Below are 25,727 nucleotides of genomic sequence, written 5' to 3'. Positions count from 1 at the left end.
TTCATTCAATGAGTTTTAAATTTTACCATGTTTAATATTCATCACTGCGGAAACCAAATTCACGCAACTGTGATTGCTTGTTGCGCCAGTCTTTTTGAACTTTCACCCAAAGCTCCAAGTAAACTTTTGACCCTAATAATGCTTCAATATCTTTTCGGGCTTTTTTACCGATATCTTTTAACATACTTCCTTGCTTACCGATAATAATTCCTTTTTGGGTTTTCCGTTCTGTAACAATTGCTGCCTGAATAAAAACTGCATCTGATTCTCTTGTCTCAATATTCTCGATTACAACTGCTATTGAATGTGGTACCTCTTCCCGGGTTAACTGCAATACTTTTTCCCGTATTAACTCGCCAATAATGAACCGTTCAGGATGGTCTGTTATTTGATCTTCAGGATAATATTGTGGACCCTCAGGTAAATGTGTTTTTAATATATTAAGCAAATGTGAAACATTGTTTCCATGCAGCGCTGAAATTGGAATAATTTCTTCAAAATTGTACTTATTTTTATAACGTTCTATCAAAGGGAACAATTCATCTGGATGAATTAAGTCCACTTTATTGATGATCAGGAAAACCGGACGCTTTACTTGCTGCAGCCGTTCAATTATATATTGATCACCTTTTCCATAACCTTCATTAGCGTTAATCATAAAAAGAATTGCATCCACTTCATTCAAAGTATCTTCTGCTATTTTCACCATGAAATCACCCAAACGATGCTTGGGTTTATGGATTCCCGGTGTATCAATGAATACTAGCTGTGAATCTTCTTCCGTTAGAACGCCTTGAATTTTATTTCGTGTCGTTTGAGCCTTATCACTCATAATCGCTATTTTTTGCCCTATTACATTGTTCATAAATGTTGACTTTCCTACGTTAGGTCTACCAATAATTGCTAGGAACCCTGATTTAAATTTAGTATCCATATTATGTCCTCCGAAGCAGTTATTTCTATTTGATATAATCATCATACTACAAAATGCAGCTAGTTTCATGTATCCGACAAAACCTTTAAAAAGTTTCTGTAAATCCTCATAAAATGACATAAGTAGTATTTCAACTTTCGCAGCGTAAAATAAACGCATAAACCTTGAAGGAATAAGAAAGGCTGAAGATATAGTACTTGAGTTGACATTGGATCAACAGTACGTAGTTGATATAAAATGCGAAGTAACATGCTGAGTGCTATGATACCGCTTCGGAAATACACTTTGCGCACCAAGGGTGGCTGATGAGCCTCCTTGCTCCTACGTCGCTGCGTAGTCTCATCTAGGCCTCAACTCCCCACAGGAGTCTCCGTGTATTTCCTACGCTGGGACTGTTTACCTTGATTTTCTTAGCCATAGGGAACACTTCAACTTCTAATCAAGAAGCCTCTTCCAGTGGAGGCAGAATACGCAGGCTCCTATGGGAGCAGCACGTTCCGAAGACCCCGGAAGAAGTGACTAAATGAAGGCCGACTAAAACCGTCCTTTGCGGACAACGTCGGCATACCCCTTGCCGGGGCAAGGAGGCTGAGGTCGTGCCCATGGAAAGCGAAGTATTCTGCCGGAACGAATGTAAGCACTCAACCATTATAGAACAAAAGAAAATCTTCACTAATTCGCAGTTTATATCTTATGTGTACAAAAAACTTTATCAAATGTTGTCAAGGCAACTATTAAAAACGTTCTGAGATTATCAAGATAGCTGTTTGAGCTTATTCTATAGATGCGAAAGTTGAGTAGTATTAAAAATTTTTCTTAGAACCCCCTATGCTTTGGAGTGCAATCCCCAATTGAAAGGGCCTTAGTTGCACTTATACAGCAAGGAAGTGCTTAAGGAATTGACTTCGCTGCCAAAAAAACCTTCGTTCATTGAAGGTTTTGTTAAAACAATCCGTATATTTTCGGTAAAAAAATTAATAATCCTACGACTAACGAAATTAAGGCAGCCAGTAAAACTGCACTTGCAGCAACATCTTTAATTGTCTTAGCTAACGGATTCGCTTCAGGTTTCACATAGTCAATTAGCTTTTCAACCGCTGCATTAGTGGCTTCAGCAACTAATACTAATCCAATTGCAAGCATAAGGATTGCCCACTCTATTAAAGTTAAGTGTATTATCGTGCCTGCTATAATAACTGTTATTGTTGCAATTAAATGTATCCTAAAATTTCGCTCTGTTTTGGTGACTTCTTTAATTCCATTCCACGCATGTAAGAAACCAATTGCCCTTTTACTTTTATTATCGTTCAATGCCGAATTCACCCAGAATTTCTTCTTGCCTTTTAAACATTTTCAGTTCATCCTCTTTATCCATGTGGTCATAACCAAGTAAATGCAAGAAGCCATGTACCGTTAAAAATCCCAGTTCCCTCTCAAGCGAATGGTCATAATCTTTCGCCTGCTCCTCCGCTTTTTCGACAGATATCACAATATCACCAAGAACTAACGGAATATCTTCGCCAACAATGTCCAGTTCATCATCAGTTTGTTCCTGCATTGCAAACGATAATACATCAGTAGGTTTGTTAAGCTGTCGGTAATTCCGGTTAATTTCCTGAATTTCACTGTTATTGACAAAATTTATCGATACTTCAGCTTCCATGGAGATTGCTTCTTTTTTTGCAGTGAAAATAAGTAATCGTTGCAACATATCAATATAATCGGTAGGTACAGAATTAGTTTGGTCATGAAAATCGATATACATTTTATTTTGCCTCCTTCATAGGGTACTGGATTCTTGAATGAAAAATCCCTTTTAATGATTTACAGATAGTTTGGTGAACTTTATCCAATTCCATTAATGTAAGTGGACATTCATTTAATTGTCCATCCATAAGACGATCATTTACAATGGAGGATACTATTTCTTCAATCTTTTCCTCTGTAGGCTCATTCAATGACCTTACTGCAGCCTCCACAGAATCACATATACATATTATTGCAGCTTCTTTCGTTTGCGGCTTTGGACCAGGATACCTGAAGTTATTTTCCTTCACATAGCGGTTACTTTCCTTTTCTTTATAATAAAAATATTTTAATAAAGTAGTTCCATGATGCTGCATCGCAATATTTATAATTTCTTTTGGAAGTTTATGTTTTTTAAGCATCGCTGCTCCATCATATGGATGGTTAATAATAATTTCTGCACTTTGTCTTGGCTCAATTATATCATGAGGATTAGAAATCGATAACTGATTCTCAATAAAATAATGTGGCCTTACTGTCTTACCAATATCATGATAATACGCACCAACCCTTGCTAGAAGACCATTTGCACCGATAACCTCACAGGCTGATTCACTAAGATTGGCCACCATTACGGAATGATGATACGTACCTGGTGACTCAGTTAGAATTTTTCGAAGCAATGGCTGATTAGGGCTTGCTAATGAAAGTAATTTTATATCTGATAAGATACCTAATCCGGTCTCGAAGATTGGTAATAAGCCAATAGCTAAAACTGCTGAAAGAAAGGCAGAAGCAACTCCAAAACCAGAATGGATTAATAAATCTCCTAACGAATACTTTTCAAATGAGAGGAAAAGAAACAATACTACAATAATAATATTAATTGCAGTAACACCTGCGCCTGCCTTAAGAATAGCCAACCGATCCTTAACGTCCGAAAGGAAAATAATACCAGCCATTTGCGAGAAGAAGAAGTAAATACCGGCCTCTATATTTAATGCACCCGGGATTTGTTCGTTAAAAATTATGCTTCCCAAAATTGCATATAATATTGAGAGAACGATTGCAAACCTTTCACTGAGTAATTGTTTTACAAGTAAGGCTCCTAATGCAACTGGAACTGCAAAAAATAACTGGCTTACCGGAACGGTTATCATACTTACCACTTTCATTAGTGCTACAACTATAAAACTTATTAATATTATGGAAGCAATTTTACCTTTATCTAAGTGATTACCTTTGGAAAGCAGGTTCATCTCATAACCAACAACCGAGATTATTAAAAATATTAATAAAGCCAATCCTATGACTGGATAAACATTTCGTTCTTTATCCAACAAACCAGCTAACTTTAGGTCCTGGTAGTATTCATTAGTAATTACTTGGCCTTCTCTGACAATTATTTCACCTGCTCGAATTACAACAGGCTCGACGCTGCTTGCTGCATCCTTTCGTGCATCCATTGTTTTTTCAACATCAAAAAATGAATTTTCCACTACTGCAAACTCGCTTAATTTTACGAGGGCTTCTTTTAAACTGTCTGATATATTGGAATACTTTATATCTTGTTCCATCTTGGCAATACCGCTTTGGATATTTTCAACACGGACACCATTCCTTAATACCTCTTTCAGTGAAGCAACAAACATTTCTTTGCCTTCTATACGTACTTGTGGACTTACTTCAACAAGTTCATAAAATACTCCATCATTGACTTCTTCAGTTATCTCAGGCGACAATATCTGCTTTAATCGCTGTACTTTCACCTGGCTCGGCATTACACCTGCATTATTCTCACTAGGCGACTCTGGTAAATTTTTTACCTCTTCTGCTTCCAATTTTTCAATTGCATCAAATATTTCTTCCACATATTCTACTTGTTCTTCAGTAGTTTCAGTTGATATGTCAAATCTATCTTCAACAGCTTGAACAGTTTCCCGGGTTTTTCGTTGTGTTTCCTGTTCATTTTCAATAGTAATTGGCGAATGAATTGTTTCCTTAGCACTGGAAAACCGTTCAATATCATATGTTTCTGTAAATACGTTGTTAACAGTTACAAGGAAAAAAAAGACACCTAAAATAACCACCGGCAAAACAACTGTTACCCATTTTATCCGGATCTTAAATAGTGTCTTTACAAAGTTTTGCAGCAACTTAGTCATAATTTTCACCTCATAACTGATAAGCAATTAGCTATGTAATACAGAAATAAGACCCGCTTTTGGGGGTCTTACACTATGAGTTAATTTATTTTTTCATAGGCATCAATAATTTTTTGTACCAGTGGATGTCTTACAACATCAGTTTGATTTAAATGAATAATTGAAATTCCGTGGACAGATGACAATAGTTGATTTGCTACCTGTAACCCTGATTTCACACCTTTAGGTAAATCAATCTGAGTGATGTCACCGGTAATTATCATTTTGGAGCCGAAACCTAGACGTGTCAGAAACATTTTCATTTGTTCTGGTGTAGTATTCTGCGCCTCATCCAATATAACAAATGCATCATCAAGTGTACGTCCACGCATGTAAGCTAATGGAGCAATTTCAATTGTATCCCTCTCGATTAAGCGCATCGTATGCTCCGCTCCAAGAACATCATGTAATGCATCATATAATGGCCTCAAATACGGATCAACCTTTTCTTTTAGATCACCAGGTAAAAATCCAAGGCTTTCACCAGCTTCTACTGCAGGGCGTGTTAAAACAATTCTTTTCACTTCGCCGTTTTTTAAAGCATGAACAGCCATTACGACAGCTAAATACGTTTTTCCTGTACCAGCGGGACCAATACCAAATACAAGGTCATGAGACTTAATTGCTGACACATAATTTTTTTGTCCTAATGTTTTTACCCTGATTGATTTTCCCTTAACATTTTTGGTTATTTCATCTTCAAAAAGAGTTTCAAATTGGTTAATTTTTCCTTTTTTTGCGAGATCGACTGAATAGACAACATCTCGTTCCGTTATATCCAATCCTTTTCTCACTATTGTAAGAAGAGTAGACAAAATCTCTTCTACAAGTTCAATTTCTTCATTTGTGCCAGAAACACCTACTTGCTCTCCTCTTGTAACAATCGATACATTTAATTGCTGTTCTATTTGTTTCAAATATTTATCATTTGTACCAAACAAAGCTAATGCTTCATTAGGATTGGTTAATTGTAACTCAATTGTTTTCAAGTTTTCTGACATAATCAATCTCCTTGATCTATTGATTCTTCTTTAACAATATTTTCTTCCACAGCCATATATAAGATTAGTTTAACTTTACCATTCTCAATTGTTTCATGCAAAATTTTTTCAGAAACAATCTTCGCATCAGGTCCCAGTCGTAGCATTAACTCGTTTTTTGCCTGTTCAATTCCAATATTAATTGCATCTTTCTTACTTCTCTCTACTTTATTATACCTTTTTTCACTTAAAATAGTTTCAATTATTTGTACCGGAAGCTTCCATTTCAAAAAATACAGGTCTTTTTCAATTCTTTCCCGATGTATTTCATTATAATCAGGTGAACTGAATCCCCATACAGGCACCTCGAAATCATTGATACTTAAATGGTATTTACGTTCACGATTTCCGGTCAATAGTTCATGACTTGCTTCTAGCGGAATGGTCACCTCTGTTTCATACCATGTTTTCGCAATTATTTCTCCCTCGGCGGCTATTAAGTCATATTTTTTGTCCTCTTCGCTATCATCAAAGTTGAGCTTTCCGGAAACAAGAACTTGTCCAGGTTCAACATAATCATTGACTCTAACCTTAGGGAGCCCTTTAGATACATACATTTTCTGAATGACACCTTTTTTTGTAGCTACTAAATTTCTGGGTCCCTGTACCTCTTTTTCTTTTACTATCGTTTTTTCTACTCCTTCAAGAACATAGGATGTCCCTTTTTGATGCACGCCAACCCACAGTAATTCAGGTACATCATTTACTAATTGTTGTTGTACTTCGCTAGGTGAATCCAGTGTAAAAGTCCATGCACCTTGATGAATACCATATTCCGTCAGCTGTTTGTTTATTTTTTCCTCTATATCTTTTGGCACGCCTATTATTCTAACTTCCCAAATAATATTCGACAGAAAAAAAATTAGCATAACACTAAACAACAAGCCAAGCACAACTTCTTTTTTACGGGTGAATTGCTTAAATAAAAATGGCAAACCTTTTTTATTTAAAAAGGTCACTTTATAACTTGTCCGACGTTTAATATCCTTTAGTATATCAATATCACTTAGTTTAACATTACCTTTACACGCTGTTTCAGATTCCTTTTTAATATCCCACACTGTAATACCTTGATCAATACAATATTGAAAGAAAAGTTCAGGATTTTGACCCTTTATTAAAATTGTTACAAAACCAGTAAAAAACGACCCCTGTATATGTTTCATGTCCTCCTCCTTTTATTATCTTATTTAATCTGGAATAAATCTAACTTCAGTTATCAAACCTTCCAGTAAAATCTCTTCAGGTACCATCATTTTCAACACAAATGATGATCCTGATATCTGTACATACCCCTTATTGGTTTTAAGCTTTAATTCGGTATCTGAATAAACAATCAGTCCTTTATGATTCTCAATATAGACATGTATTTGGCCAATCATTGTTATTCTCGGCAACTCCAACATGACATCAGTTGGAAGTGCAAAATGTTTCATAAACCATGGACCGATTCGTTGTTGCCATTTTTTCACTGATGTGGCCCCCTCTCACATTCATATTTATGAAATTAACGACAGGATAAGAACAAGAAAAAAGAACCACTACCCAGTTAAGCATCTATAGCTCAATAAGTAGTGGTTCTTTATTTGAATTAGTTATTTTCTTCGCTGTTTCACAATACTTTGATATGGTTCCTTAGCTCTCGGCGACCCTAAAACTTCTGCCATGATAACGCCGTTTACCAGACCTTGTTGATTTAAATTATTTTTTATCCGTCTTTTAAATCGTTTTTGTTCAACTGATAACTTATTACCAGTTTGGTTGATGTTATCATTTTCATTAATGATTGCATCATGCTTGCGTTCTTCGATTGCCTTTTGGGTAGCTGTATTCATGCGATCGGCAAGACGTTCACGTTGTTCCTGCTGCTGTTCCTCAATTGAGGTTTTTTCTTCTGAAACTTGCGTTTGGTAATCACTTCTCGCCATTCCACCACCCCCGGAAGGAGTTGGTGAGGGGTTAGGCGAATTAACTGTTCGTTTCTGTTTATTGGTATCTTTATCAGACTTATCTTTTAAAAAACCTGCAAGTCCCCCAATAATTGCAAGGATTATGAGAATGACATCCATAATAACCCTCCTGTACAGGCTAATACATTATTTATTGTCATTGTCTTCTTTATCATTATCTGACAATTTCCCAATAGTATCACGCATATCTGTATCAGCATCTATATTTTTATAGTTCATATAATCCATTACGCCAAGATTTCCTGATCGTAGTGCCTCAGCAAGTGCAAGTGGAACATCTGCTTCTGCTTCGACAACTTTTGCACGCATTTCTTCAACTCGTGCGACCATTTCCTGTTCCTGTGCAACAGCCATTGCTCTTCTTTCTTCCGCCTTAGCTTGAGCAATATTTTTATCTGCTTCAGCCTGATCGGTTTGCAGGATTGCCCCGATATTTTTACCAATATCCACATCAGCAATGTCAATTGAGAGAATTTCAAATGCTGTTCCCGCATCCAACCCTTTGCTTAAAACATTTTGTGAGATTGAATCAGGGTTTTCCAGTACTTTTGTATGTGCTTCTGAACTACCAATCGTACTAACAACACCTTCACCTACACGGGCAATTACTGTTTCTTCTCCAGCACCACCGACAAGGCGGTCAATGTTAGCACGTACAGTAATTCGTGCCTTTGCTTTCACTTCAATACCATCCATCGCGATACCTGCAATAAATGGCGTTTCAATAACTTTTGGATTAACACTCATTTGAACAGCTTCTAAAACGTCACGACCAGCTAAGTCAATCGCTGCTCCTCGTTCAAAGGATAGTTCGATATTTGCTCTATGTGCAGCGATAAGTGCGTTGACCACTCTATCTACATTACCACCCGCTAAGTAATGACTTTCCAGCTGATTTGTGGTTAATTCCAATCCTGCTTTATGTGCCTTAATTAACGGATTAATTACCCTTGAAGGCACAACCCTACGTAATCGCATCCCAACAAGTGTGAAGATACCTACTTTAACACCTGCAGCCAAAGCGCTAATCCATAGCATTACTGGAATAAATGTAAATAATACTGCTACAACAATTAATATTACCGCTATTATTATGACCGGCATAAGTTGTTCTAAATCCATGTAAATTCCTCCTATATATTCATCTCAAAATTATACTTCTCTTACTACCACACGAACCCCTTCTACCTTAACCACCTTGACAGGTTTATTACTTTGAATAAACCCTCCTTCTGATACAACATCTAATCGTTCATCATCGAATATCGCTGTACCTGATGGACGTAACTGAGTTACTGTTACACCTTCCAACCCTATTAACTCCAACCGATTAACAGAAGAAACATATCCAAGTTCAGTTGATGTCTGATCCTTTAATATAATATGGCGAAAAAATCCTTTTTCCATCCCCATTGACTTAAACAGTATAATAGCAGCTATTATGGCTACTATGAAAGCTATACCAATACTCATTGACATGTGGCCGATATCCTGACCTGATATAAGCAATGACCCAACCACAGATCCAACTCCAAGTAAACCGACTATTCCTCCGGGGACAAAAAACTCTGCTATGATTAATACCAAACCTAAGATTAGTAAGATAATGGCTTCCATCCCAGCCAAACCTGCAACGACATGTCCATAGAAAAACAAAATTAACGATAACAAGCCCATTATACCTGGAATTCCAAAACCGGGAGAATACAACTCTACAATCAACCCAAGACTTGCAACTGACAATAATATCGGAACTACAACCGGGTTAGTTATAAACCGGGCTATATTTTCAGCTATTGTGGGTTCTTTCTCAACAATAGTCGCATTGTTTAATCCAAGTTCATTTAACAATTCTGTTCTGTCTTCAACAGTGGCATTTGAATAACCGACCTCTACAGCTGAGTCTGGATCCAGAGTAAGATACTTTCCTTCCCCAGCACCATATTTCGGAAGATCTATACTTGGGTCTGCCATTGCAGCTGCATACAATTTATCTCTTCCCTTTGATTCAGCTGCGCTTTTCATTGCACTTAGCCATGCGGACTGTGCCTTCTTATTAGCCGCAGTTCCATCCTGATTTATGACACCACTCGCTCCCATATTGGCCTGTGGTTTCATATAGATATTATCTGTGTTTAATGCTATATAAGAACCTGCTGATAATGCCTGATTAACGATAAAGGAAGTAGTTGTAAGTTCAAGGTCTTGTAATAGTTCCGCAATTTGTCTGGCGGAATCAACCCTTCCCCCAGGGGTGTCGATTTCAAATATTATATGATCGGCGCCAGCTGCCTCTGCCTCTTTTGTCGTTCGCGAAAGGAAAGCCTCCAGTCCAGCTTCAACTTCATTTTCTATTGGAATGATATAAACTAGTTTTCCATCGCCACTATCCTGTGCATTAACCATTGGAATAGTAGTAAACAATGAAACCGAAATTAATAATACAAGTGCTGAAATTATGTATGGTCTAAATCTGCTACCAGGCACACAGCATCCCCCCTTTCTATTACCCAATCAGTTTACATACGATTTATATATGTAAATGGTTTCATTTTAGCCATATTAGTTAAATAGTATCACAAACAGATAAAAAGATGATACTTTTCTAAAAAAATAAATGAAAAAGCCTCGTCAAATCTGACAAGGCTTTTTGAATCATTAGTTAATTTAAGTTTTTTTGAACAAGCCTGTTAATCTGTGCTCCATCAGCCTGACCCTTTACTTTAGGCATAATTGCACTCATAACTTTCCCCATATCTTTTTTGGAAGTTGCATTAACTTCCTGAATCGTAGACTGAACTAATGCCTCTAACTCAGTTTCTGATATCTGTTCTGGCATATATTCTTGTAAAATATTGATTTCAATTTCAAGTTTTTTAACAAGATCATCGCGTCCAGCTGATTTAAATTCTTGGAGGGAATCTTTCCTTTGCTTTAACTCTCTAGAGAGAACCGTTATTTCTTCTTCCTCAGAAAGTTCTTTGTTACCAAGTTTAATCGATTCATTTTGGATTGAAGCTTTCACCATTCTAACAACACTAAGGGTATCTTTATCTTTGTTTTTCATGGCTTGCTTCATATCTTGGTTCAGCTGTTCTAATATTGTCATGCTCTTGCACCCTCTTTAGAATTTACGCTTTCTAGCAGCTTCAGACTTCTTCTTGCGTTTAACACTAGGCTTTTCATAGTGTTCACGCTTACGATATTCTTGTAGTGTACCACTTTTTGACACACTACGCTTAAAGCGACGAAGAGCATCCTCAAGATTCTCGTTTTTACGAATGCGAGTTGTATTTGACATGCTAATTTCCCTCCCTCCGAAGCAAAAAACAAAAATGTACAAACATGAATAATATCTCATGTCTCTGCTAATTATAATATAACCCTAATTACAGGTCAACTTAAAAATAATACTTTATCACTTGTTAACCTGTTTTTAAAGAGGCTCTTTTATTAAGAGTTGACTTTCTTCGGTTGTTTAATCCACTACTGAAAATCTTTTTGATTTCCACGGGATATCAACAATAAACCTTTAGAATTTAGTTTTTAATAGTTATCTGTCCCTTTATTTCCAGCAATAATATCGACACCTGCGCTAGCACCAATTCTTGTGGCACCAGCATTGATCATGGCTTTTGTAGATTCAAGGTCACGTACGCCACCTGAAGCCTTAACACCCATTTCACTTCCAACAGTTTCACGCATAAGCTTAATATCATGAACAGATGCACCACCACCGGAAAATCCTGTGGAAGTTTTCACAAAATCTGCTCCAACTTGTTTAGCAAGTTTACAAGCTCGTACTTTTTCATCATCGTTCAACAAAGAAGTCTCTATGATAACCTTTGTTAGTGCATTCCCTTCTGCTGCTTTAACTACAGCTTCAATATCATTTTTGACTGCTTCATCATTGTTCGACTTCAGTTCCCCAACATTAATAACCATATCCACTTCTGTTGCCCCATCTTTAATAGCTTGCTTTGTTTCAAACACTTTTGTTTCAGTAGATGTAGCTCCTAACGGAAAACCAATAACAGTACATACTTTAACTTCAGTATTCTTTAAATTCTCATAACAAAAAGGTACCCAATACGGATTAACACAAACTGAAGCAAAACCGTTTTCACTTGCTTCTTTTACAATCTGGGCAATCTTTTCTTTTTTTGTGTCTGGTTTTAATTGGGTGTGATCAATATATTTCGCTAAATCCATATTCATGTATATCTTCCTTTCATGTATGGTATATACGGCACTAGATCCTATTTATCTTGCATAGCATTTATAAAACGCGAAAAAGTGTTCGGTCTTAAGAAGTTGCTTTAATATTTGAGTTTGTGGCACTGTCCATAACACGGACAAATATACCGTCGTTATACGGATAGCCAGATTTTGTTATTTTTATTCGAACGATTTTTCCAATTAGATCTTGTGTACCCTTGAAACGCACTTTTAAATAGTTATCTGTATAGCCAACCAAATAGTCTGTTTCCTCTTCAGATACACGTTCTTCCGGTATAACTTCCAGTACTTCATTTTCATAGTCTGAAGCATATTCTTTTGCTAATTGGTTTGAAAGTTCAATCATTTGGTGTACACGGTGGTTTTTTACGTCCTCGTCAACTTGATCTTTCATGCGTGCTGCGGGTGTACCTGTCCTTCTCGAAAATGGAAAGACGTGCAGCTCTGAATAGCCAACATCTTTAATAAAGTGGTAAGTTTCCATAAACTCTTCATCTGTTTCGCCTGGAAAGCCAACAATTACATCTGATGTGATTGCCAAGCCTGGTAGAGCTTTACGGATTTTGTCTACCTTCTGTTTATAAAATGCGCTGGAATACTTTCTCCTCATACGATTTAGTACTGAGTCAGAACCTGATTGCAGAGGAATGTGCAAGTGACGGACAATTTTAGTTGATTTATCAAGTACATCGATCACTTCATCTGTAATCTGGCTTGCTTCGATAGATGAAATACGAATCCGTTTAAGTCCATCAACATTTGCTTCTAATTCATGAAGTAGTTTTGCAAAATTATAGTCATTCATATCTTCCCCATACCCTGCAGTATGAATACCGGTTAGAACAATTTCCTTATACCCTGCGTCAACTAATTTCTGAGCTTGTGATACGACATTTTCAGGGTCTCTTGACCGTAACAATCCTCTTGACCAAGGAATAATACAGAATGTACAAAAATTGTTGCAACCCTCTTGAATTTTTAGCGATGCACGTGTCCGATCAGTAAATTCAGGTACATCCATTTCCTCAAATACGCGGTTTTTCATTATGTTTGTTACACCATTAATCGGTTCACGTGTTTTTTGGTGTTCTTCAATGTAGTTAATCATTTGTTTTCTGTTTTGTGTCCCGACAATAACGTCAACACCCGGTATCTCCATTATCTCGCCTGGAGAAGTTTGGGCATAGCAGCCTGTTACACAAATAACCGCTTCAGGGTTTTTTCGGACAGCCCTTCTGATTACTTGTCTACTTTTTTTGTCTCCTGTGTTTGTTACTGTACATGTATTAATTACATATACGTCAGACTGATTATTAAAATCAACACGCTCATAGCCATTATCTTTAAACATGTTCCAAATTCCTTCAGTCTCATAGTGATTCACTTTGCATCCTAAAGTATGAAATGCTACTGTCGGCATTATTTACACCTCAACTCTTCAAATTGGTAAGAAATACTCGCTAACACATATAAAGGAGCTGTTTCAGTTCGTAATATACGTGGTCCTAACCGAACGGAAGTAAAACCATGCTGTTTTAATTGATCTGCCTCTTTTTCTGAGAAACCACCTTCTGGGCCAATACACACTAATACTCGATTCCCGGGCTCCATGTCACTTATAATCGCTCCAAATGATTGGAATTCCGAAGTTTTAGCTTCTTCTTCATACGCAAACAATTTTATATCATACACAGAACTTTCTTCAACTAACTTTTCTATGGTTGTGACGCTATTAATTTGTGGTATTTTGGTTCGGTGACTTTGTTCACTTGCTTCTTTGACAATTTTAGAATAACGTTTGAGTTTCTTTTCAGCTTTTTTAGCATCCCAAATGACTACAGAACGTTCTGCTTGTAACGGTGTAAATGCAGTTGCACCAAGTTCTGTACCTTTTTGCAATACTAATTCAAACTTATCACTTTTGGGCAATCCCTGAGCAATTGTAACCTCAAGTGGAAGTTCGGACGACTCGTCCAACCATTCCATTATATCCAACTGGACACCATCATTATCTAAGGATGTTATTTCACATAGTGCTGCTTTACCATCCGGGTGATTACATATAATTTCGTCCCCGGCTTGTAATCTCATCACGCGATTAATATGATGTGCATCATCTGCCTTAATAATAACTTCTTCTTTTCCCCAATTAGTTTCGGGAACAAAATAGCGTTGCAAAGCTAAGCACCACTTTTCTATTGATTCTTTCTAGCTATTATAGAAACCCAATCTTCCATTTCATTTATTTCCAAAATACGAAAACCCTGTTGGTTCAGTTTATCAATCACCATTTGTTTCTTTGCTTGGATAATGCCAGATGTAATAAATATACCGTTCGGTTTCAGATTATTCCATGCATCCTCCACAAACCTTACGATTATCTCAGCTAAAATATTGGAAACAATCATATCCGCATTCATATTAACACGATCAAGCAAATTATTCTGTTTCGTAATAATTTTTTTATCTGCCTTATTCAGTTTTGCGTTTAATTTGGTGCTCTTTACTGCTATATCATCCAAATCAAATGCATAAACTTCCTTGGCACCCAATAAGCCTGAAGCAATGCTTAATACCCCGGAACCACAACCCACATCTATTACATTATCATTTTCCTCTATATAACGTTCTATACCCTGAATACTTAAAACAGTTGTCGGGTGTGTTCCAGTACCAAAGGCCATACCTGGATCAAGCTCGATAATGACTTCATCACTCGATACAGCTTCATAATCTTCCCAGGTTGGGATGATCGTAATCTTTTTTGATATTTTAACTGGTTTGTAGTATTTTTTCCATGCTGTTGCCCATTCTTCTTCATGTATTTCGCTTAAGGTTATCTGGTTTCTGCCTAAATTAATATCGTAGAGTAATAAGTTATTAATAGCTTGCTTAATTTCGTTAACTGTTTCACCTAAAAAACTGTTCACTGGTAAGTACGCCTTTATATAGACACCCTCTTCTGGGTATTCATCCGCATTTAATTCATAAATCTCACCAAAAAAATCATCACGTTCAGCTGTCAGATCAAGTGGGTCTTCAATAACAACACCGCTTGATCCGGTTTCATGTAGAATATTAGAAATTGGTTCAATAGCCTCATTAGTCGTATGAATGCATATTTCTGACCATTTCAAATCAATCCACTCATTTCTTTAGAAAATAAAATATCGTTTATGTATGCGGTGTTGCAGTAACACCGCTCTTAATTCTTGTATCTTTTCATAAGTTTTGCTCCTATAAAATCTTCGCAGTTGATATAAAATGCGTCACAGTGGTTAGGTGCAGTAACACCGCTTCGAAAATACACTTCGCTATCCGGGGGCGGCTGTTGAGCCCTCTTCGTGCTGACGCACTCAGATGTCTCATCTAGGACTCTTCTCCCCCAGGAGTCTCCGTGTATTTCCTCCGCTGGGTTATTCTCACTTTGTCCTGTAAATTTATCAATGCTTATTGTGACGTTGTTTCTTAGCCATAGGGAACAATTCAACTTCTAATCAAGAAGCCTCTTCCAGTGGTGGCAGAATACGTAGACTCCTCGAAAATAAAAACCAATTTTCTTCGTGCGATGTAATGCTGCCGAAGCTTTCCTTATCCTATGGGAACAGCACGTTCCGAAGACCTCGGAAGAAGCAACTAAATGAGATCGTGCCCATGGAAAGCCAGGTATTCTGCCGGAACGAATCGAAGCACTCAACTTCATTAAAAAAAAGGGAAAGCAGCCTAAAAAAGTTTTTCACTACTTCGCAATTTATAGAAAAAGTGTAACAATCATTTAGCTTTTAAATGCGTTCTTAAACCGTTGGAAAAAGGAACCTTCTTGTTCATCTGTTGCTTCGTTTCCACTAATATCATTAAATTCACGTAATAATTCTTTTTGACGATCTGTTAATTTATTTGGTGTAATTACTCGTACCTGTACATGTTGATCACCGTGACCAGTTCCTCTAACATTTGGCGCACCTTTGCCCTTCAGTCGAAAGACTTTACCTGTTTGTGTTCCGGCTGTTATTTTCAGCATAACATTACCATGTACAGTTGGCACTTCTATTTCATCACCAAGTGCTGCCTGAACGAAGGTTACAGGTAATTCACAGAATATATGATCCCCTTCACGCTCAAAGAATTCATGTGTTTTAACTTGAATCACAACATACAAATCTCCTGGTGGTCCACCGTTAACGCCAGCTTCGCCTTTGCCAGAGACACGAATTTGCTGTCCCTCATCAATTCCTGCAGGGATAGAGATATGGATTTTATTTTGCTTTCTTACCTTACCTGCTCCACCACACGTATTACACTTTTCAGGAATAATTCTACCTGTACCATTACAATGATGACATACACGTCGGTTAACAACACGGCCAAATGGAGTATTTTGTTCCGTATTTAATTGGCCTGACCCCTCGCAATGTGAACATGTTTTTGTCTTTGTACCAGGTTTAGCTCCAGATCCATCACACGTATCACATTCTTCTTCTTTTGGTATACTGACATCTGTCTCTTTGCCAAAGATAGCTTCTTCAAATTCTAAAATCATAGAATATTGTAAATCAGCACCTTGTTGCGGAGCATTTGGGTCACGTCTGCGACCACCGCCACCAAAGAACATATCGAAAATATCTCCAAAACCACCAAAGTCCTGTGCACCACCGCCGAAGCCTTGACCTTGTGTACTAGCATGACCAAATTGATCATATTGTTGACGTTTTTGTTCATTGCTTAGTACTTCATATGCTTCTTTTGCCTCTTTAAACTTCTCCGCTGAGTCTTCTTCACTGTTTACATCTGGGTGATACTGTCTTGCCAATTTACGATATGCTTTTTTTATTTCATCTTTGGAAGCACCTTTTTCAATTCCAAGTACTTCATAATAATCGCGCTTACTCACTTGTAAATCACTCTCCCGGACACTATTGCATAAATTTTATCTTATCATCAATTGCTCCTTTATAGCAAATAAACATTTAAAAGAGTAAAAGTCAAAGCCAAGAGACTCCTGACTTTGACTTTAATCAATTGATTCAGCTTAATTATTTTTTATTCTCTTCGTCGTCAACTTCTTTGTAATCTGCGTCTTCTACATCTTCAGAACCTTGTCCTTCTTCTTGACCCTGTTCTGCTTCTGCATCTTGTTGCATTTGTTCATATAATTTAACAGAAAGTTGTTGTACTTGTTCTTGTAAAGTTTCTTTCTTTTCTTTAATTTGTTCAATATCATCTGCATCTATTGCTTTTTGCAGTTCATCTTTTGCGTCTTCCGCACTTTGTTTTTCTTCATCAGATACTTTTTCACCAAGATCTTTAATTGTCTTATCCGTAGTGAAGATAAGCTGTTCTGCTTCATTACGCAACTCTATTTCTTCACGGCGTTTCTTATCTTCCTCAGCATTCTCTTCTGCATCTTGGACCATTTGTTCAACTTCTTCATCAGATAAGCCTGAAGAAGATTTAATTGTGATAGACTGCTCTTTGTTTGTACCCTTATCTTTGGCACGAACATTTACGATACCATTAGCATCAATATCGAATGACACTTCGATTTGAGGTACACCTCTTGGTGCTGGTGGGATGTCTGTTAATTGGAAACGACCTAATGTTTTATTATCTGCGGCCATTTCACGTTCACCCTGGAGTACATGAATATCTACGGCAGTTTGATTATCTGCAGCAGTCGAGAATACTTGTGACTCACTTGTTGGAATTGTTGTATTACGCTCAATTAACTTGGTAGTTACAGAACCCATTGTTTCAATACCTAATGAAAGTGGGGTCACATCCAATAATACAACATCTTTTACATCACCTTGAAGCACGCCACCTTGAATTGCAGCACCTAGTGCAACAACTTCATCAGGGTTTACACCTTTAGATGGTTCACTGCCAATTTCACGCTTAATTGCGTCCTGAACTGCTGGAATTCGTGTTGATCCACCAACAAGAATTACTTTATTAATCTTACCTGCTGATAAATCAGCGTCTTTTAGTGCTTTACGAGTTGGTTTCATTGTACGTTCAACCAAATCAGAAGATAGTTCATCGAATTTAGCACGAGTCAAGTTCATTTCCATATGCAATGGACCAGCGTCACCTGCAGTGATAAATGGAAGTGAAATTTGAGTTTGTGATACGCCTGATAAATCTTTTTTAGCCTTTTCTGCTGCATCTTTCAAGCGTTGTTTAGCCATTTTATCCTGGGAAAGGTCAATACCATTCTCTTTTTTGAATTCTTTAACCATGTGGTCCATGATAACTTCGTCAAAGTCATCCCCACCTAAGCGATTATCGCCAGCTGTTGAAACAACTTCAAACGTACCATCACCAATATCCAAGATGGACACGTCAAATGTTCCTCCACCTAAATCATATACAAGAATTGTTTGATCTTGATCTTCTTTATCAATTCCGTATGCTAATGCTGCAGCTGTCGGTTCGTTGATAATACGTTCAACTTCCAAACCAGCGATTTTACCAGCATCTTTTGTTGCTTGGCGTTCTGCATCATTAAAGTATGCAGGAACAGTAATAACAGCTTTTTCTACTTCTTCACCTAAGTAATCTTCTGCATAGGATTTGATGTGCTGCAAGATAATTGCTGACACTTCCTGTGGTGTATACTCTTTATCTTCAATTTTCACTTTATAGTCTGTACCCATATGACGTTTAATTGATTGAATTGTGTTAGGGTTCGTAATTGCTTGACGTTTTGCTACTTCCCCAACTTGACGCTCGCCATTTTTAAATGCTACTACTGATGGTGTAGTACGGTTACCTTCTGGATTCGGGATGACTACCGCTTCTCCACCTTCCATTACTGACACACATGAATTTGTTGTACCTAAATCAATTCCAATTATTTTACTCATGATAAACTTCCTCCTTCACTACTTATCCATTTACTTATTTACTTTAACCATTGCTGGTCGAATAACTTTATCTTTTAACATATACCCTTTTTGTAACTCTTCCGTAACTGTATTAGATTCCATATCTTCGTCTTCTACTTGCATAACAGCGTGATGTACAGTTGGGTCAAATGTATCGCCTACGCATTCTATTTCTTCAACACCTTGTGCTTTTAATGCGTCTTTTAATTGTCTGTAGACCATCGATATGCCATCAACAAACCCTTCACCAACATCGTTTACTTCCACCTGTAATGCTCGCTCAAAATTGTCAATTGCAGGAAGTAATTCATTCACGAGAACTTCTGCTTTATATTTACGTTCTGCCTCTTTTTCTTTTTGCGAACGTTTTTTGAAGTTATCAAATTCCGCTTGTGTTCGAAGCACTCGCTGATGAAGTTCTTCTTTCTCCTGTTTGAGTTGGTCTACTTCTGCTTTTAGGTTTTCCATCTTGCTTTCATCTGAGCCCATTTGCTGCACTCCATCTTGATCAGTATTGTCGATTACCTCAGTAATATTTTCCTCATTTCCCTCAACTTTTTCAGTTGTTTGCGTTGTATCCCTATTCTGTTCTTCCATTTCTGCCACCTCCTCGTATAAAATTGCCACGTTAGAATATATCACGAATAGCTTTATAAATAAACATATATACATGAAGAAGTGATGGGAATAGCCTCCCATCAATTCAATGTACTCTCTAGAGACTTGCTTCACTCATTATTTTTATACCACATATACAATGCATCTGACATTTCATGTGATAATGTGTTTAGTAAATTAACAACCCTCTTATACTCCATACGGGTAGGACCTAGTAGTGCTATTGTACCCATTTGTTCTTCATTTAATTGATACGTAGCCGTGATTAGACTCAAATCTTTGATGGCATCTACTTTGTTCTCATGACCTATTCTTACTTTAATGCCATTAGTAGTGTCCTTAAGCAGGTTAGCTATTTCATCTTCCTTTTCCATCATGGAATAAAATGAACGTATTTTGTCAACATCCTTGAATTCAGGCTGCATTAGAATATTTGTTTTACCGCCAAAATATAATTTTACAGGATTATCATCATTAAAAAAGGCAGCCTTCAAATAATCATACGATTTCTCAAAATCAGTTATATACTTATTCATAAGATCGAGAATTTCCGTATTTAACTTTTCAGGTAACCTTACAATTGGTACACCATACAACCGATCATTCAAAATGTTTACCATTTTTTCTAAATCTGATGCGCTTATTTCTTCCGGGATAGAAAATGAACGATGCTCCACATGCCCCGTATTAGTGACTAATATTGCAACAGCTGTTTGTGATGACAATGTAACAATCTGCAATTGTTTCAATTTCGTCTCAAATACTTCTGGCCCTAATATTATTGAAGTATAATTAGTAATATCGGATAATATCTGGGCAGATTTTTGTACAACCTGTTCGAACTCAAAAAAACCATCTTGTATAACGTTATTTATAAGCTTTTTATCACCTTCTGTTACTTGTGGTGAGACTAGGTGATCGACATAGTAGCGGTAGCCCTTTTCAGAAGGAATACGACCAGATGATGAATGTGTTTTTTCCAAGAAACCCATCTCTTCCAAATCAGCCATCACATTTCGTATCGTGGCAGAGCTGAAGGTTATGTCCCCTTTTTTAGATATAGCACGTGAGCCTACTGGTTGCGCTGACTCTATGAAATCATCAATTATGACTTGTAATATCTGTAATTGTCTTTCAGTTAACATGATGATCACCTCTGTTAGCACTCCATCCGCTCGAGTGCTAATGCTAATAATAAATTATCAAATCCTTATTTTTTTGTCAACGCACAAGCATTAAATCTTTTTCTTCTAATAAAAATTGTGCAAAAACCTCATTACCAAATAACATTCCTTGGTCGGTCAAATGAAGATTAGTTTCATTCTCAGCCAGCCAACCTTTACGTTTTAATGATGACACAGCACTTCTATAGAGTTTTTCATAGGAAAAACCGAATCTTTCGTGAAAACGATTCTTGTTTATTCCTTCCATTTTCCTTAGCCCAAGAAACATTTCTTCTTCAATCATTTCTTTAATGCTGATTTCCTCTGTATTTAATACCGGCTTCCCTGTTTCCATAGCTTTTTTTACATAGGCAGGTAGCGGTCTAATATTTCCTGTCCGTTTACCAGGGAGATATCCGTGAGCTCCAGCCCCAAACCCGTAATAATGTTCATTATTCCAATAAGTCAGGTTATGCTGACTTTCGTAGCCTGGTTTGGCAAAATTACTTATTTCATAGTGGTTGACACCTTCTGCCCGCATCGTTTCTTTTAAAACCTCATACATTTGCACTTCTGACTCTTCTGGAGGTCGGTGCAGTTTTCCTTTCTTATGACGTTGGTAAAAGACCGTTTTGGGTTCGATTTGCAGGGCGTATGTCGAATAATGGGGCAGTCCGAACGATACTGCTTCATCCAACGATTTCTTAAACTGTTCGACTGTCTGGTTCGGCAGTGCATAAATAAGGTCAATACTGATGTTATAAAATCCATGCTGCTGTAATTGATTAATGGTAGTATATACGTCTTTCACCTTATGCAGTCGGCCTAATTCTTCCAGCATTTTGTCATCAAACACTTGTACACCCAAAGAAACCCTGTTGACACCATAACTTCGTAACAATTTAATTTTCTCTTCATCAAAATCGCCAGGATTTGATTCAATTGTGAATTCCTGACAGTTCTCAATATCAAACTTTTGGTCAATCATTTTCATTAAGGAACGTAATTGATCCATATTTAATGAGGTAGGCGTGCCTCCACCGATAAATATTGTATTTACTTTGTTCTTCGTGCCAGTAACATTTGTGTTTATTTCATTTGAAAGTGCCTCTATATATTCTGTAGCTAATTTCTCATTATAAAAAAACTTAGTGAAATCACAATAATGACAAATTTGCTGACAAAACGGTATATGAATATAAACGGATTTAATCACAATTATCCTCTCCAATACTTAGAAAACCAGGATTAACGTTAAAGGGATTCTCACGAAAGCGTATTTCACTTTCTTAGAACCCCTTATCTCCATCCCTGGAGTACAAGCTTTATTACAGTTAAGCCTTAATTGCACATATACAGTAAGAAAAGATTTTCACTTCCCTACTATTATGAAAAGGGATGAACTTTAAGCAGGAATGCCATAAGTTATCCCTTAATAAATAAATAAATTAATCATCATCCATTTGTAAAACAGCCATAAACGCTTCTTGTGGAACCTCAACCGATCCTACCATTTTCATACGCTTTTTACCTTCTTTTTGTTTTTCCAATAATTTACGTTTACGTGTTATGTCTCCACCGTAACATTTAGATAAAACATTCTTACGCATTGCTTTAATAGTCGACCGTGCGACAATTTTATTTCCGATTGCCGCCTGGACAGGTACTTCAAATTGCTGTCTTGGAATGAGATCTTTCAATTTATCAACAATCAGCTTCCCTCGTTCATAGGCAAAATCGCGGTGCACAATAAACGATAATGCGTCAATCGTTTCACCATTCAGCCATATATCCATCTTCACAAGGTTTGATGGATGATAGCCAATCAAATCATAATCAAAGGAGGCATAGCCTTTTGTGTGAGATTTTAATTGATCAAAGAAGTCATACACAATTTCTGAAAGAGGAATTTGATAAACGACGTTAACACGTACATCATCCAAATATTCCATGTCGATAAATTGCCCACGCTTTTTTTGGGCAATTTCCATTACAGGCCCAACAAAATCATTTGGAACCATGATGGTCGCCTTTACGAATGGTTCATGAATTTCTTTTATAATTTGCGGGTCTGGCATAACAGATGGATTATCCACTACTATCGTCGTGTCATCCGTCTGCTCTACTTCATATATTACGCTTGGTGCTGTTGTTATTAAGTCGATATTAAATTCTCGTTCGATTCTTTCCTGAATTATTTCCATATGCAATAAACCCAGAAAACCACAGCGGAATCCGAACCCTAGTGCCTGCGAAGTCTCTGCTTCATATTGCAATGATGAGTCGTTTAACTCCAATCGTTCTAGTGCTTCACGTAAATCATTATATTTGTTTGAATCTATCGGGAATAGTCCGCAAAATACCATAGGATTTAATCTGCGGTAACCAGGTAGTGGTGTTTCAGCCTGGTTATTGGTATGTGTAACGGTATCACCAACCTGCGTATCACCCACATTTTTAATAGATGCTGTAAGAAACCCTACATCACCAACAGTTAATTCATCTTTTGCTACTGGTTTTGGTGTAAAGACACCAATTTCGTTCACTTCAAATTCCTTTTCGGTTGCCATCATTTTAATTTTGTCGCCAACCTTTACGGAACCATCCTTAATACAGACATAAGCTATCACACCGCGATAAGAATCATACAGTGAATCAAAGATAAGTGCCTTTAAAGGGGAGTCTGGATCACCGGAAGGAGCAGGTATATCTGTAACAATCCGATTCAGTATTTCATCAACCCCAATATTATCTTTCGCAGAAGCTAAAATAACGTCGTCCTTATCAATCCCAATGACATCTTCAAGCTCCTGGGCAACCCGTTCTGGATCAGCATTTGGAAGGTCTATTTTGTTAATAACAGGTATGATTTCCAATTCATTATCCAATGCAAGGTAAACATTCGCTAAAGTCTGGGCTTCAATTCCCTGAGCCGCATCAACAACCAGTATTGCACCTTCACATGCCGCAAGACTTCTCGATACTTCATATGTAAAATCGACATGTCCAGGTGTATCTATTAGATGAAATGTATAATCTTCACCTGTTTTGTTTTCATAATGAAGCTGCACAGCATTCAATTTGATTGTTATACCACGTTCCCGTTCTAAGTCCATTGCATCAAGAAACTGTTCTTTCATTTCCCGCTGCGTCAGTGCTTTTGTGTTTTCAAGAATTCGATCAGCCAAGGTTGATTTTCCGTGATCAATATGCGCTATGATCGAAAAATTACGTACATTACTTTGTTTCTTCACCATAAGTGATGCTCACTCCTACTTGTCTTTTACCGTTTCACCAATAAAAGTGCAAATTTAAGACGTCAATAACTAGCATTGATTATAGCAACTGCATCACATACATTCAAGGACTAAAGGAGTGAGTAACAGAATTCCCTTTAAAAAAAGACTTGAACAATCTGATAAATAACTTCTACGACAATTTCATAAAATCCTTGTACACTAGCTTCTAAGAATGTAGCCATTTTCTGGGTGAAATGTACTGGCGCTTCTGCTGTCATTATATCTTCACTAGTTGTTTTTTCCACTGCCATAACCTGTTTTTCATCCACTTTTTCTTGAATTATAGTATTTTCAGTACTTTGGGTTGTGTCAGTTGCATTTTTTCCTCGATCTAATCCCACTACTATACCAACCAGAAAGAACAATGCAAGTAACAACAGAACAACTAGAGAACGCATATAATCTCCTCCTACTGATTCTTATTTACCTTTTCAGCATCCCAATACAGTTCACTAAATACATCCGCAACCGCATCTGCTGTCCGATATAGTTCCTTCAGATTATTGTCAACCCCTCCGAACTCAATCACAAGAGAGTTTTGAGATAGGTCCTGATTATACACACCATTACTTCTAGGGCCCTTTTTTGTAAAGACTGCTCTGCTTAGACCCGGGTATTTTTTCTCAATTAGTTTATGAAGGTCATTTGCCAATGATAGATTTTTCTCGTAACTTGGATATTCTGCTCCAACTACAAAAGCTATTCGTGCATAAGATTTTCCGTTGATTTCAATCGTTGTTTTGTCCCGTCGTTGGGAATCACGATGTAAATCAAATACATATTGAATCGCTTCATTGGATGCAAAGGCTTCTTTCACGACTTTCCTTGATGCCGTATACGATTGGCCATATTCCCATCCGTTATTGTTTAATATTTTCATGATATCTGTATTGTCAACGCTTGACCCTATGCCATTTGATTCTAATGATTTAGCGAGCCTATCACTGACTTTGGTAATATTCACTTCACCATGTTGTGCCAAATCAGGGTCAGTGACATCAGGCAAATGTGGTAAAAAAGATTCTCTGTTATGAGTATTATAAATAAACACAACGTCTTTATCGCCTGTATTCAACTGGTCGTCTTGGTTTTCTTTTTCTGTTTCAGATTCCTTTTTTGTATCTTCAGGTTCGTTTGATTCATCGATAACCGCTTCTCTATCTTTTAAAATTTCATCAAGAGGGGGTGCGGACTCAACTGGTAAGTTGGTATAATCAGTCCCCTCACCAGCAATTATTATTTCATTTTCAAAAGTTGAGAGTCCTGGGAACTCTCGCCCCAGTAAACTTCGTGTGTCATTAGGTTTTATACTTGTTGCCATTTGAAATACGACACTTGACAAGTTAGGCAAATCCTTATCTGCCGGATATGCTTCCTTAAATGCTCTATTCTCCATTCCCATCAGATAGAGAAAGGTGGAACTATCAAGGTCACTAGTCCAGGTTGTTATCGTATGAGAAGAGAATCGATACGCAGGTGCTACTGTAGTTAAAAACCCTATAACAACAAATAAGATAATTACACATATAAGGTAAATGCCACTTTTTTTATAGAAATGATTAAATACCCTTTTCTTCCCGTTATTATGTTTATTCCCGAGATACATGGTTCCACCCCTTCTGAAGTA

Annotated in this window: 24 protein-coding genes; all 24 read right to left on the bottom strand. The window is 37.2% G+C overall.

The genetic code is table 11. From position 1 onward, the window contains the following. Positions 1–31: 31 nt before the first annotated feature. The 24 genes from era to spoIIP all read right to left on the bottom strand — a co-directional run bounded on the left by era (position 32) and on the right by spoIIP (position 25,706). A complete protein-coding gene (era, locus tag ACTWQM_RS09150) occupies positions 32–934 on the bottom strand; it encodes a GTPase Era (RefSeq protein WP_443257882.1) in 903 nt (300 codons plus the stop codon). A 942-nt stretch (positions 935–1,876) separates the two neighbouring features. Then, on the bottom strand, positions 1,877–2,245 hold the full coding sequence (locus tag ACTWQM_RS09145) for a diacylglycerol kinase family protein (RefSeq protein WP_443257881.1): 369 nt from the start codon (positions 2,243–2,245) through the stop codon (positions 1,877–1,879). Continuing rightward, a complete protein-coding gene (gene ybeY, locus ACTWQM_RS09140; protein ID WP_443257880.1) occupies positions 2,235–2,699 on the bottom strand; it encodes an rRNA maturation RNase YbeY in 465 nt (154 codons plus the stop codon). The genes ACTWQM_RS09145 and ybeY overlap by 11 nt, the downstream gene beginning before the upstream one ends. Before the next feature lies 1 nt (position 2,700). Further along, positions 2,701–4,845 carry an HD family phosphohydrolase gene (locus tag ACTWQM_RS09135; protein ID WP_443257879.1) on the bottom strand — a complete coding sequence of 715 codons (2,145 nt, stop codon included), beginning with the start codon at positions 4,843–4,845 and terminating at the stop codon, positions 2,701–2,703. 80 nt (positions 4,846–4,925) lie between these two features. After that, the gene (locus ACTWQM_RS09130; protein ID WP_443257878.1) at positions 4,926–5,885 is read right to left on the bottom strand and encodes a PhoH family protein; all 960 of its coding nucleotides are present in this window, start codon (positions 5,883–5,885) and stop codon (positions 4,926–4,928) included. 2 nt (positions 5,886–5,887) lie between these two features. Next, positions 5,888–7,090, bottom strand: a complete 1,203-nt coding sequence (gene yqfD / locus ACTWQM_RS09125; RefSeq protein WP_443257877.1) for a sporulation protein YqfD — start codon at positions 7,088–7,090, stop codon at positions 5,888–5,890. 24 nt (positions 7,091–7,114) lie between these two features. Beyond that, complete coding sequence (gene yqfC, locus ACTWQM_RS09120) at positions 7,115–7,396, bottom strand: sporulation protein YqfC (protein ID WP_443257876.1); 282 nt, start codon at positions 7,394–7,396, stop codon at positions 7,115–7,117. Between the two features lie 123 nt (positions 7,397–7,519). After that, complete coding sequence (locus tag ACTWQM_RS09115; RefSeq protein ID WP_443257875.1) at positions 7,520–7,993, bottom strand: hypothetical protein; 474 nt, start codon at positions 7,991–7,993, stop codon at positions 7,520–7,522. A gap of 27 nt (positions 7,994–8,020) precedes the next feature. Continuing rightward, a complete protein-coding gene (gene floA, locus ACTWQM_RS09110) occupies positions 8,021–9,016 on the bottom strand; it encodes a flotillin-like protein FloA (RefSeq protein ID WP_443257874.1) in 996 nt (331 codons plus the stop codon). Between the two features lie 30 nt (positions 9,017–9,046). Beyond that, positions 9,047–10,381, bottom strand: coding sequence for an NfeD family protein (locus ACTWQM_RS09105; protein ID WP_443257873.1), 1,335 nt, complete (start codon positions 10,379–10,381; stop codon positions 9,047–9,049). A gap of 175 nt (positions 10,382–10,556) precedes the next feature. Next, positions 10,557–11,003: a GatB/YqeY domain-containing protein gene (locus tag ACTWQM_RS09100; RefSeq protein ID WP_443257872.1), complete on the bottom strand. Its 447-nt coding sequence runs from the start codon at positions 11,001–11,003 to the stop codon at positions 10,557–10,559. A gap of 15 nt (positions 11,004–11,018) precedes the next feature. Then, entirely contained in the window at positions 11,019–11,195 is a 177-nt protein-coding gene (rpsU, locus tag ACTWQM_RS09095; protein WP_092492519.1) for a 30S ribosomal protein S21, read from the bottom strand. 245 nt (positions 11,196–11,440) lie between these two features. After that, positions 11,441–12,112 carry a deoxyribose-phosphate aldolase gene (deoC, locus tag ACTWQM_RS09090; RefSeq protein ID WP_443257871.1) on the bottom strand — a complete coding sequence of 224 codons (672 nt, stop codon included), beginning with the start codon at positions 12,110–12,112 and terminating at the stop codon, positions 11,441–11,443. An 88-nt stretch (positions 12,113–12,200) separates the two neighbouring features. Beyond that, positions 12,201–13,553 carry a tRNA (N(6)-L-threonylcarbamoyladenosine(37)-C(2))-methylthiotransferase MtaB gene (gene mtaB / locus ACTWQM_RS09085; RefSeq protein ID WP_443257870.1) on the bottom strand — a complete coding sequence of 451 codons (1,353 nt, stop codon included), beginning with the start codon at positions 13,551–13,553 and terminating at the stop codon, positions 12,201–12,203. Next, positions 13,553–14,311, bottom strand: coding sequence for a 16S rRNA (uracil(1498)-N(3))-methyltransferase (locus tag ACTWQM_RS09080; RefSeq protein WP_443257869.1), 759 nt, complete (start codon positions 14,309–14,311; stop codon positions 13,553–13,555). The genes mtaB and ACTWQM_RS09080 overlap by 1 nt, the downstream gene beginning before the upstream one ends. A 17-nt stretch (positions 14,312–14,328) precedes the next feature. Then, positions 14,329–15,270: a 50S ribosomal protein L11 methyltransferase gene (gene prmA, locus ACTWQM_RS09075; protein ID WP_443257868.1), complete on the bottom strand. Its 942-nt coding sequence runs from the start codon at positions 15,268–15,270 to the stop codon at positions 14,329–14,331. 638 nt (positions 15,271–15,908) lie between these two features. Then, on the bottom strand, positions 15,909–17,024 hold the full coding sequence (dnaJ, locus tag ACTWQM_RS09070) for a molecular chaperone DnaJ (protein ID WP_443257867.1): 1,116 nt from the start codon (positions 17,022–17,024) through the stop codon (positions 15,909–15,911). Between the two features lie 142 nt (positions 17,025–17,166). Next, positions 17,167–18,999, bottom strand: coding sequence for a molecular chaperone DnaK (gene dnaK, locus ACTWQM_RS09065; protein WP_443257866.1), 1,833 nt, complete (start codon positions 18,997–18,999; stop codon positions 17,167–17,169). A gap of 30 nt (positions 19,000–19,029) precedes the next feature. Further along, positions 19,030–19,617 carry a nucleotide exchange factor GrpE gene (grpE, locus tag ACTWQM_RS09060; protein WP_443257865.1) on the bottom strand — a complete coding sequence of 196 codons (588 nt, stop codon included), beginning with the start codon at positions 19,615–19,617 and terminating at the stop codon, positions 19,030–19,032. A gap of 131 nt (positions 19,618–19,748) precedes the next feature. Beyond that, positions 19,749–20,783: a heat-inducible transcriptional repressor HrcA gene (gene hrcA, locus ACTWQM_RS09055; protein ID WP_443257864.1), complete on the bottom strand. Its 1,035-nt coding sequence runs from the start codon at positions 20,781–20,783 to the stop codon at positions 19,749–19,751. Positions 20,784–20,859: 76 nt separating this feature from the next. Continuing rightward, positions 20,860–22,020, bottom strand: coding sequence for a radical SAM family heme chaperone HemW (gene hemW, locus ACTWQM_RS09050; protein ID WP_443258107.1), 1,161 nt, complete (start codon positions 22,018–22,020; stop codon positions 20,860–20,862). Between the two features lie 229 nt (positions 22,021–22,249). Continuing rightward, the gene (gene lepA, locus ACTWQM_RS09045) at positions 22,250–24,058 is read right to left on the bottom strand and encodes a translation elongation factor 4 (RefSeq protein WP_443257863.1); all 1,809 of its coding nucleotides are present in this window, start codon (positions 24,056–24,058) and stop codon (positions 22,250–22,252) included. 137 nt (positions 24,059–24,195) lie between these two features. Next, complete coding sequence (locus tag ACTWQM_RS09040; protein ID WP_443257862.1) at positions 24,196–24,498, bottom strand: hypothetical protein; 303 nt, start codon at positions 24,496–24,498, stop codon at positions 24,196–24,198. 11 nt (positions 24,499–24,509) lie between these two features. After that, positions 24,510–25,706 carry a stage II sporulation protein P gene (spoIIP, locus tag ACTWQM_RS09035; RefSeq protein ID WP_443257861.1) on the bottom strand — a complete coding sequence of 399 codons (1,197 nt, stop codon included), beginning with the start codon at positions 25,704–25,706 and terminating at the stop codon, positions 24,510–24,512. Positions 25,707–25,727 lie beyond the last annotated feature (21 nt).

Origin of the sequence: Virgibacillus sp. L01, assembly GCF_052246775.1 — a bacterium.
Taxonomy (GTDB): Bacteria; Bacillota; Bacilli; order Bacillales; family Amphibacillaceae; genus Lentibacillus.
This window is presented reverse-complemented; position numbering and strand designations above follow the sequence as displayed.

What these genes read in the sequence shown, in the direction of transcription:
- era (WP_443257882.1), bottom strand. Translation starts at nt 934, where the DNA reads ATGGATACTAAATTTAAATCAGGGTTCCTAGCAATTATTGGTAGACCT.
- ybeY (WP_443257880.1), bottom strand. Translation starts at nt 2,699, where the DNA reads ATGTATATCGATTTTCATGACCAAACTAATTCTGTACCTACCGATTAT.
- ACTWQM_RS09135 (WP_443257879.1), bottom strand. Translation starts at nt 4,845, where the DNA reads ATGACTAAGTTGCTGCAAAACTTTGTAAAGACACTATTTAAGATCCGG.
- ACTWQM_RS09130 (WP_443257878.1), bottom strand. Translation starts at nt 5,885, where the DNA reads ATGTCAGAAAACTTGAAAACAATTGAGTTACAATTAACCAATCCTAAT.
- yqfD (WP_443257877.1), bottom strand. Translation starts at nt 7,090, where the DNA reads ATGAAACATATACAGGGGTCGTTTTTTACTGGTTTTGTAACAATTTTA.
- ACTWQM_RS09115 (WP_443257875.1), bottom strand. Translation starts at nt 7,993, where the DNA reads ATGGATGTCATTCTCATAATCCTTGCAATTATTGGGGGACTTGCAGGT.
- floA (WP_443257874.1), bottom strand. Translation starts at nt 9,016, where the DNA reads ATGGATTTAGAACAACTTATGCCGGTCATAATAATAGCGGTAATATTA.
- ACTWQM_RS09100 (WP_443257872.1), bottom strand. Translation starts at nt 11,003, where the DNA reads ATGACAATATTAGAACAGCTGAACCAAGATATGAAGCAAGCCATGAAA.
- rpsU (WP_092492519.1), bottom strand. Translation starts at nt 11,195, where the DNA reads ATGTCAAATACAACTCGCATTCGTAAAAACGAGAATCTTGAGGATGCT.
- deoC (WP_443257871.1), bottom strand. Translation starts at nt 12,112, where the DNA reads ATGAATATGGATTTAGCGAAATATATTGATCACACCCAATTAAAACCA.
- mtaB (WP_443257870.1), bottom strand. Translation starts at nt 13,553, where the DNA reads ATGCCGACAGTAGCATTTCATACTTTAGGATGCAAAGTGAATCACTAT.
- dnaK (WP_443257866.1), bottom strand. Translation starts at nt 18,999, where the DNA reads ATGAGTAAAATAATTGGAATTGATTTAGGTACAACAAATTCATGTGTG.
- grpE (WP_443257865.1), bottom strand. Translation starts at nt 19,617, where the DNA reads ATGGAAGAACAGAATAGGGATACAACGCAAACAACTGAAAAAGTTGAG.
- hrcA (WP_443257864.1), bottom strand. Translation starts at nt 20,783, where the DNA reads ATGTTAACTGAAAGACAATTACAGATATTACAAGTCATAATTGATGAT.
- lepA (WP_443257863.1), bottom strand. Translation starts at nt 24,058, where the DNA reads ATGGTGAAGAAACAAAGTAATGTACGTAATTTTTCGATCATAGCGCAT.
- ACTWQM_RS09040 (WP_443257862.1), bottom strand. Translation starts at nt 24,498, where the DNA reads ATGCGTTCTCTAGTTGTTCTGTTGTTACTTGCATTGTTCTTTCTGGTT.
- spoIIP (WP_443257861.1), bottom strand. Translation starts at nt 25,706, where the DNA reads ATGTATCTCGGGAATAAACATAATAACGGGAAGAAAAGGGTATTTAAT.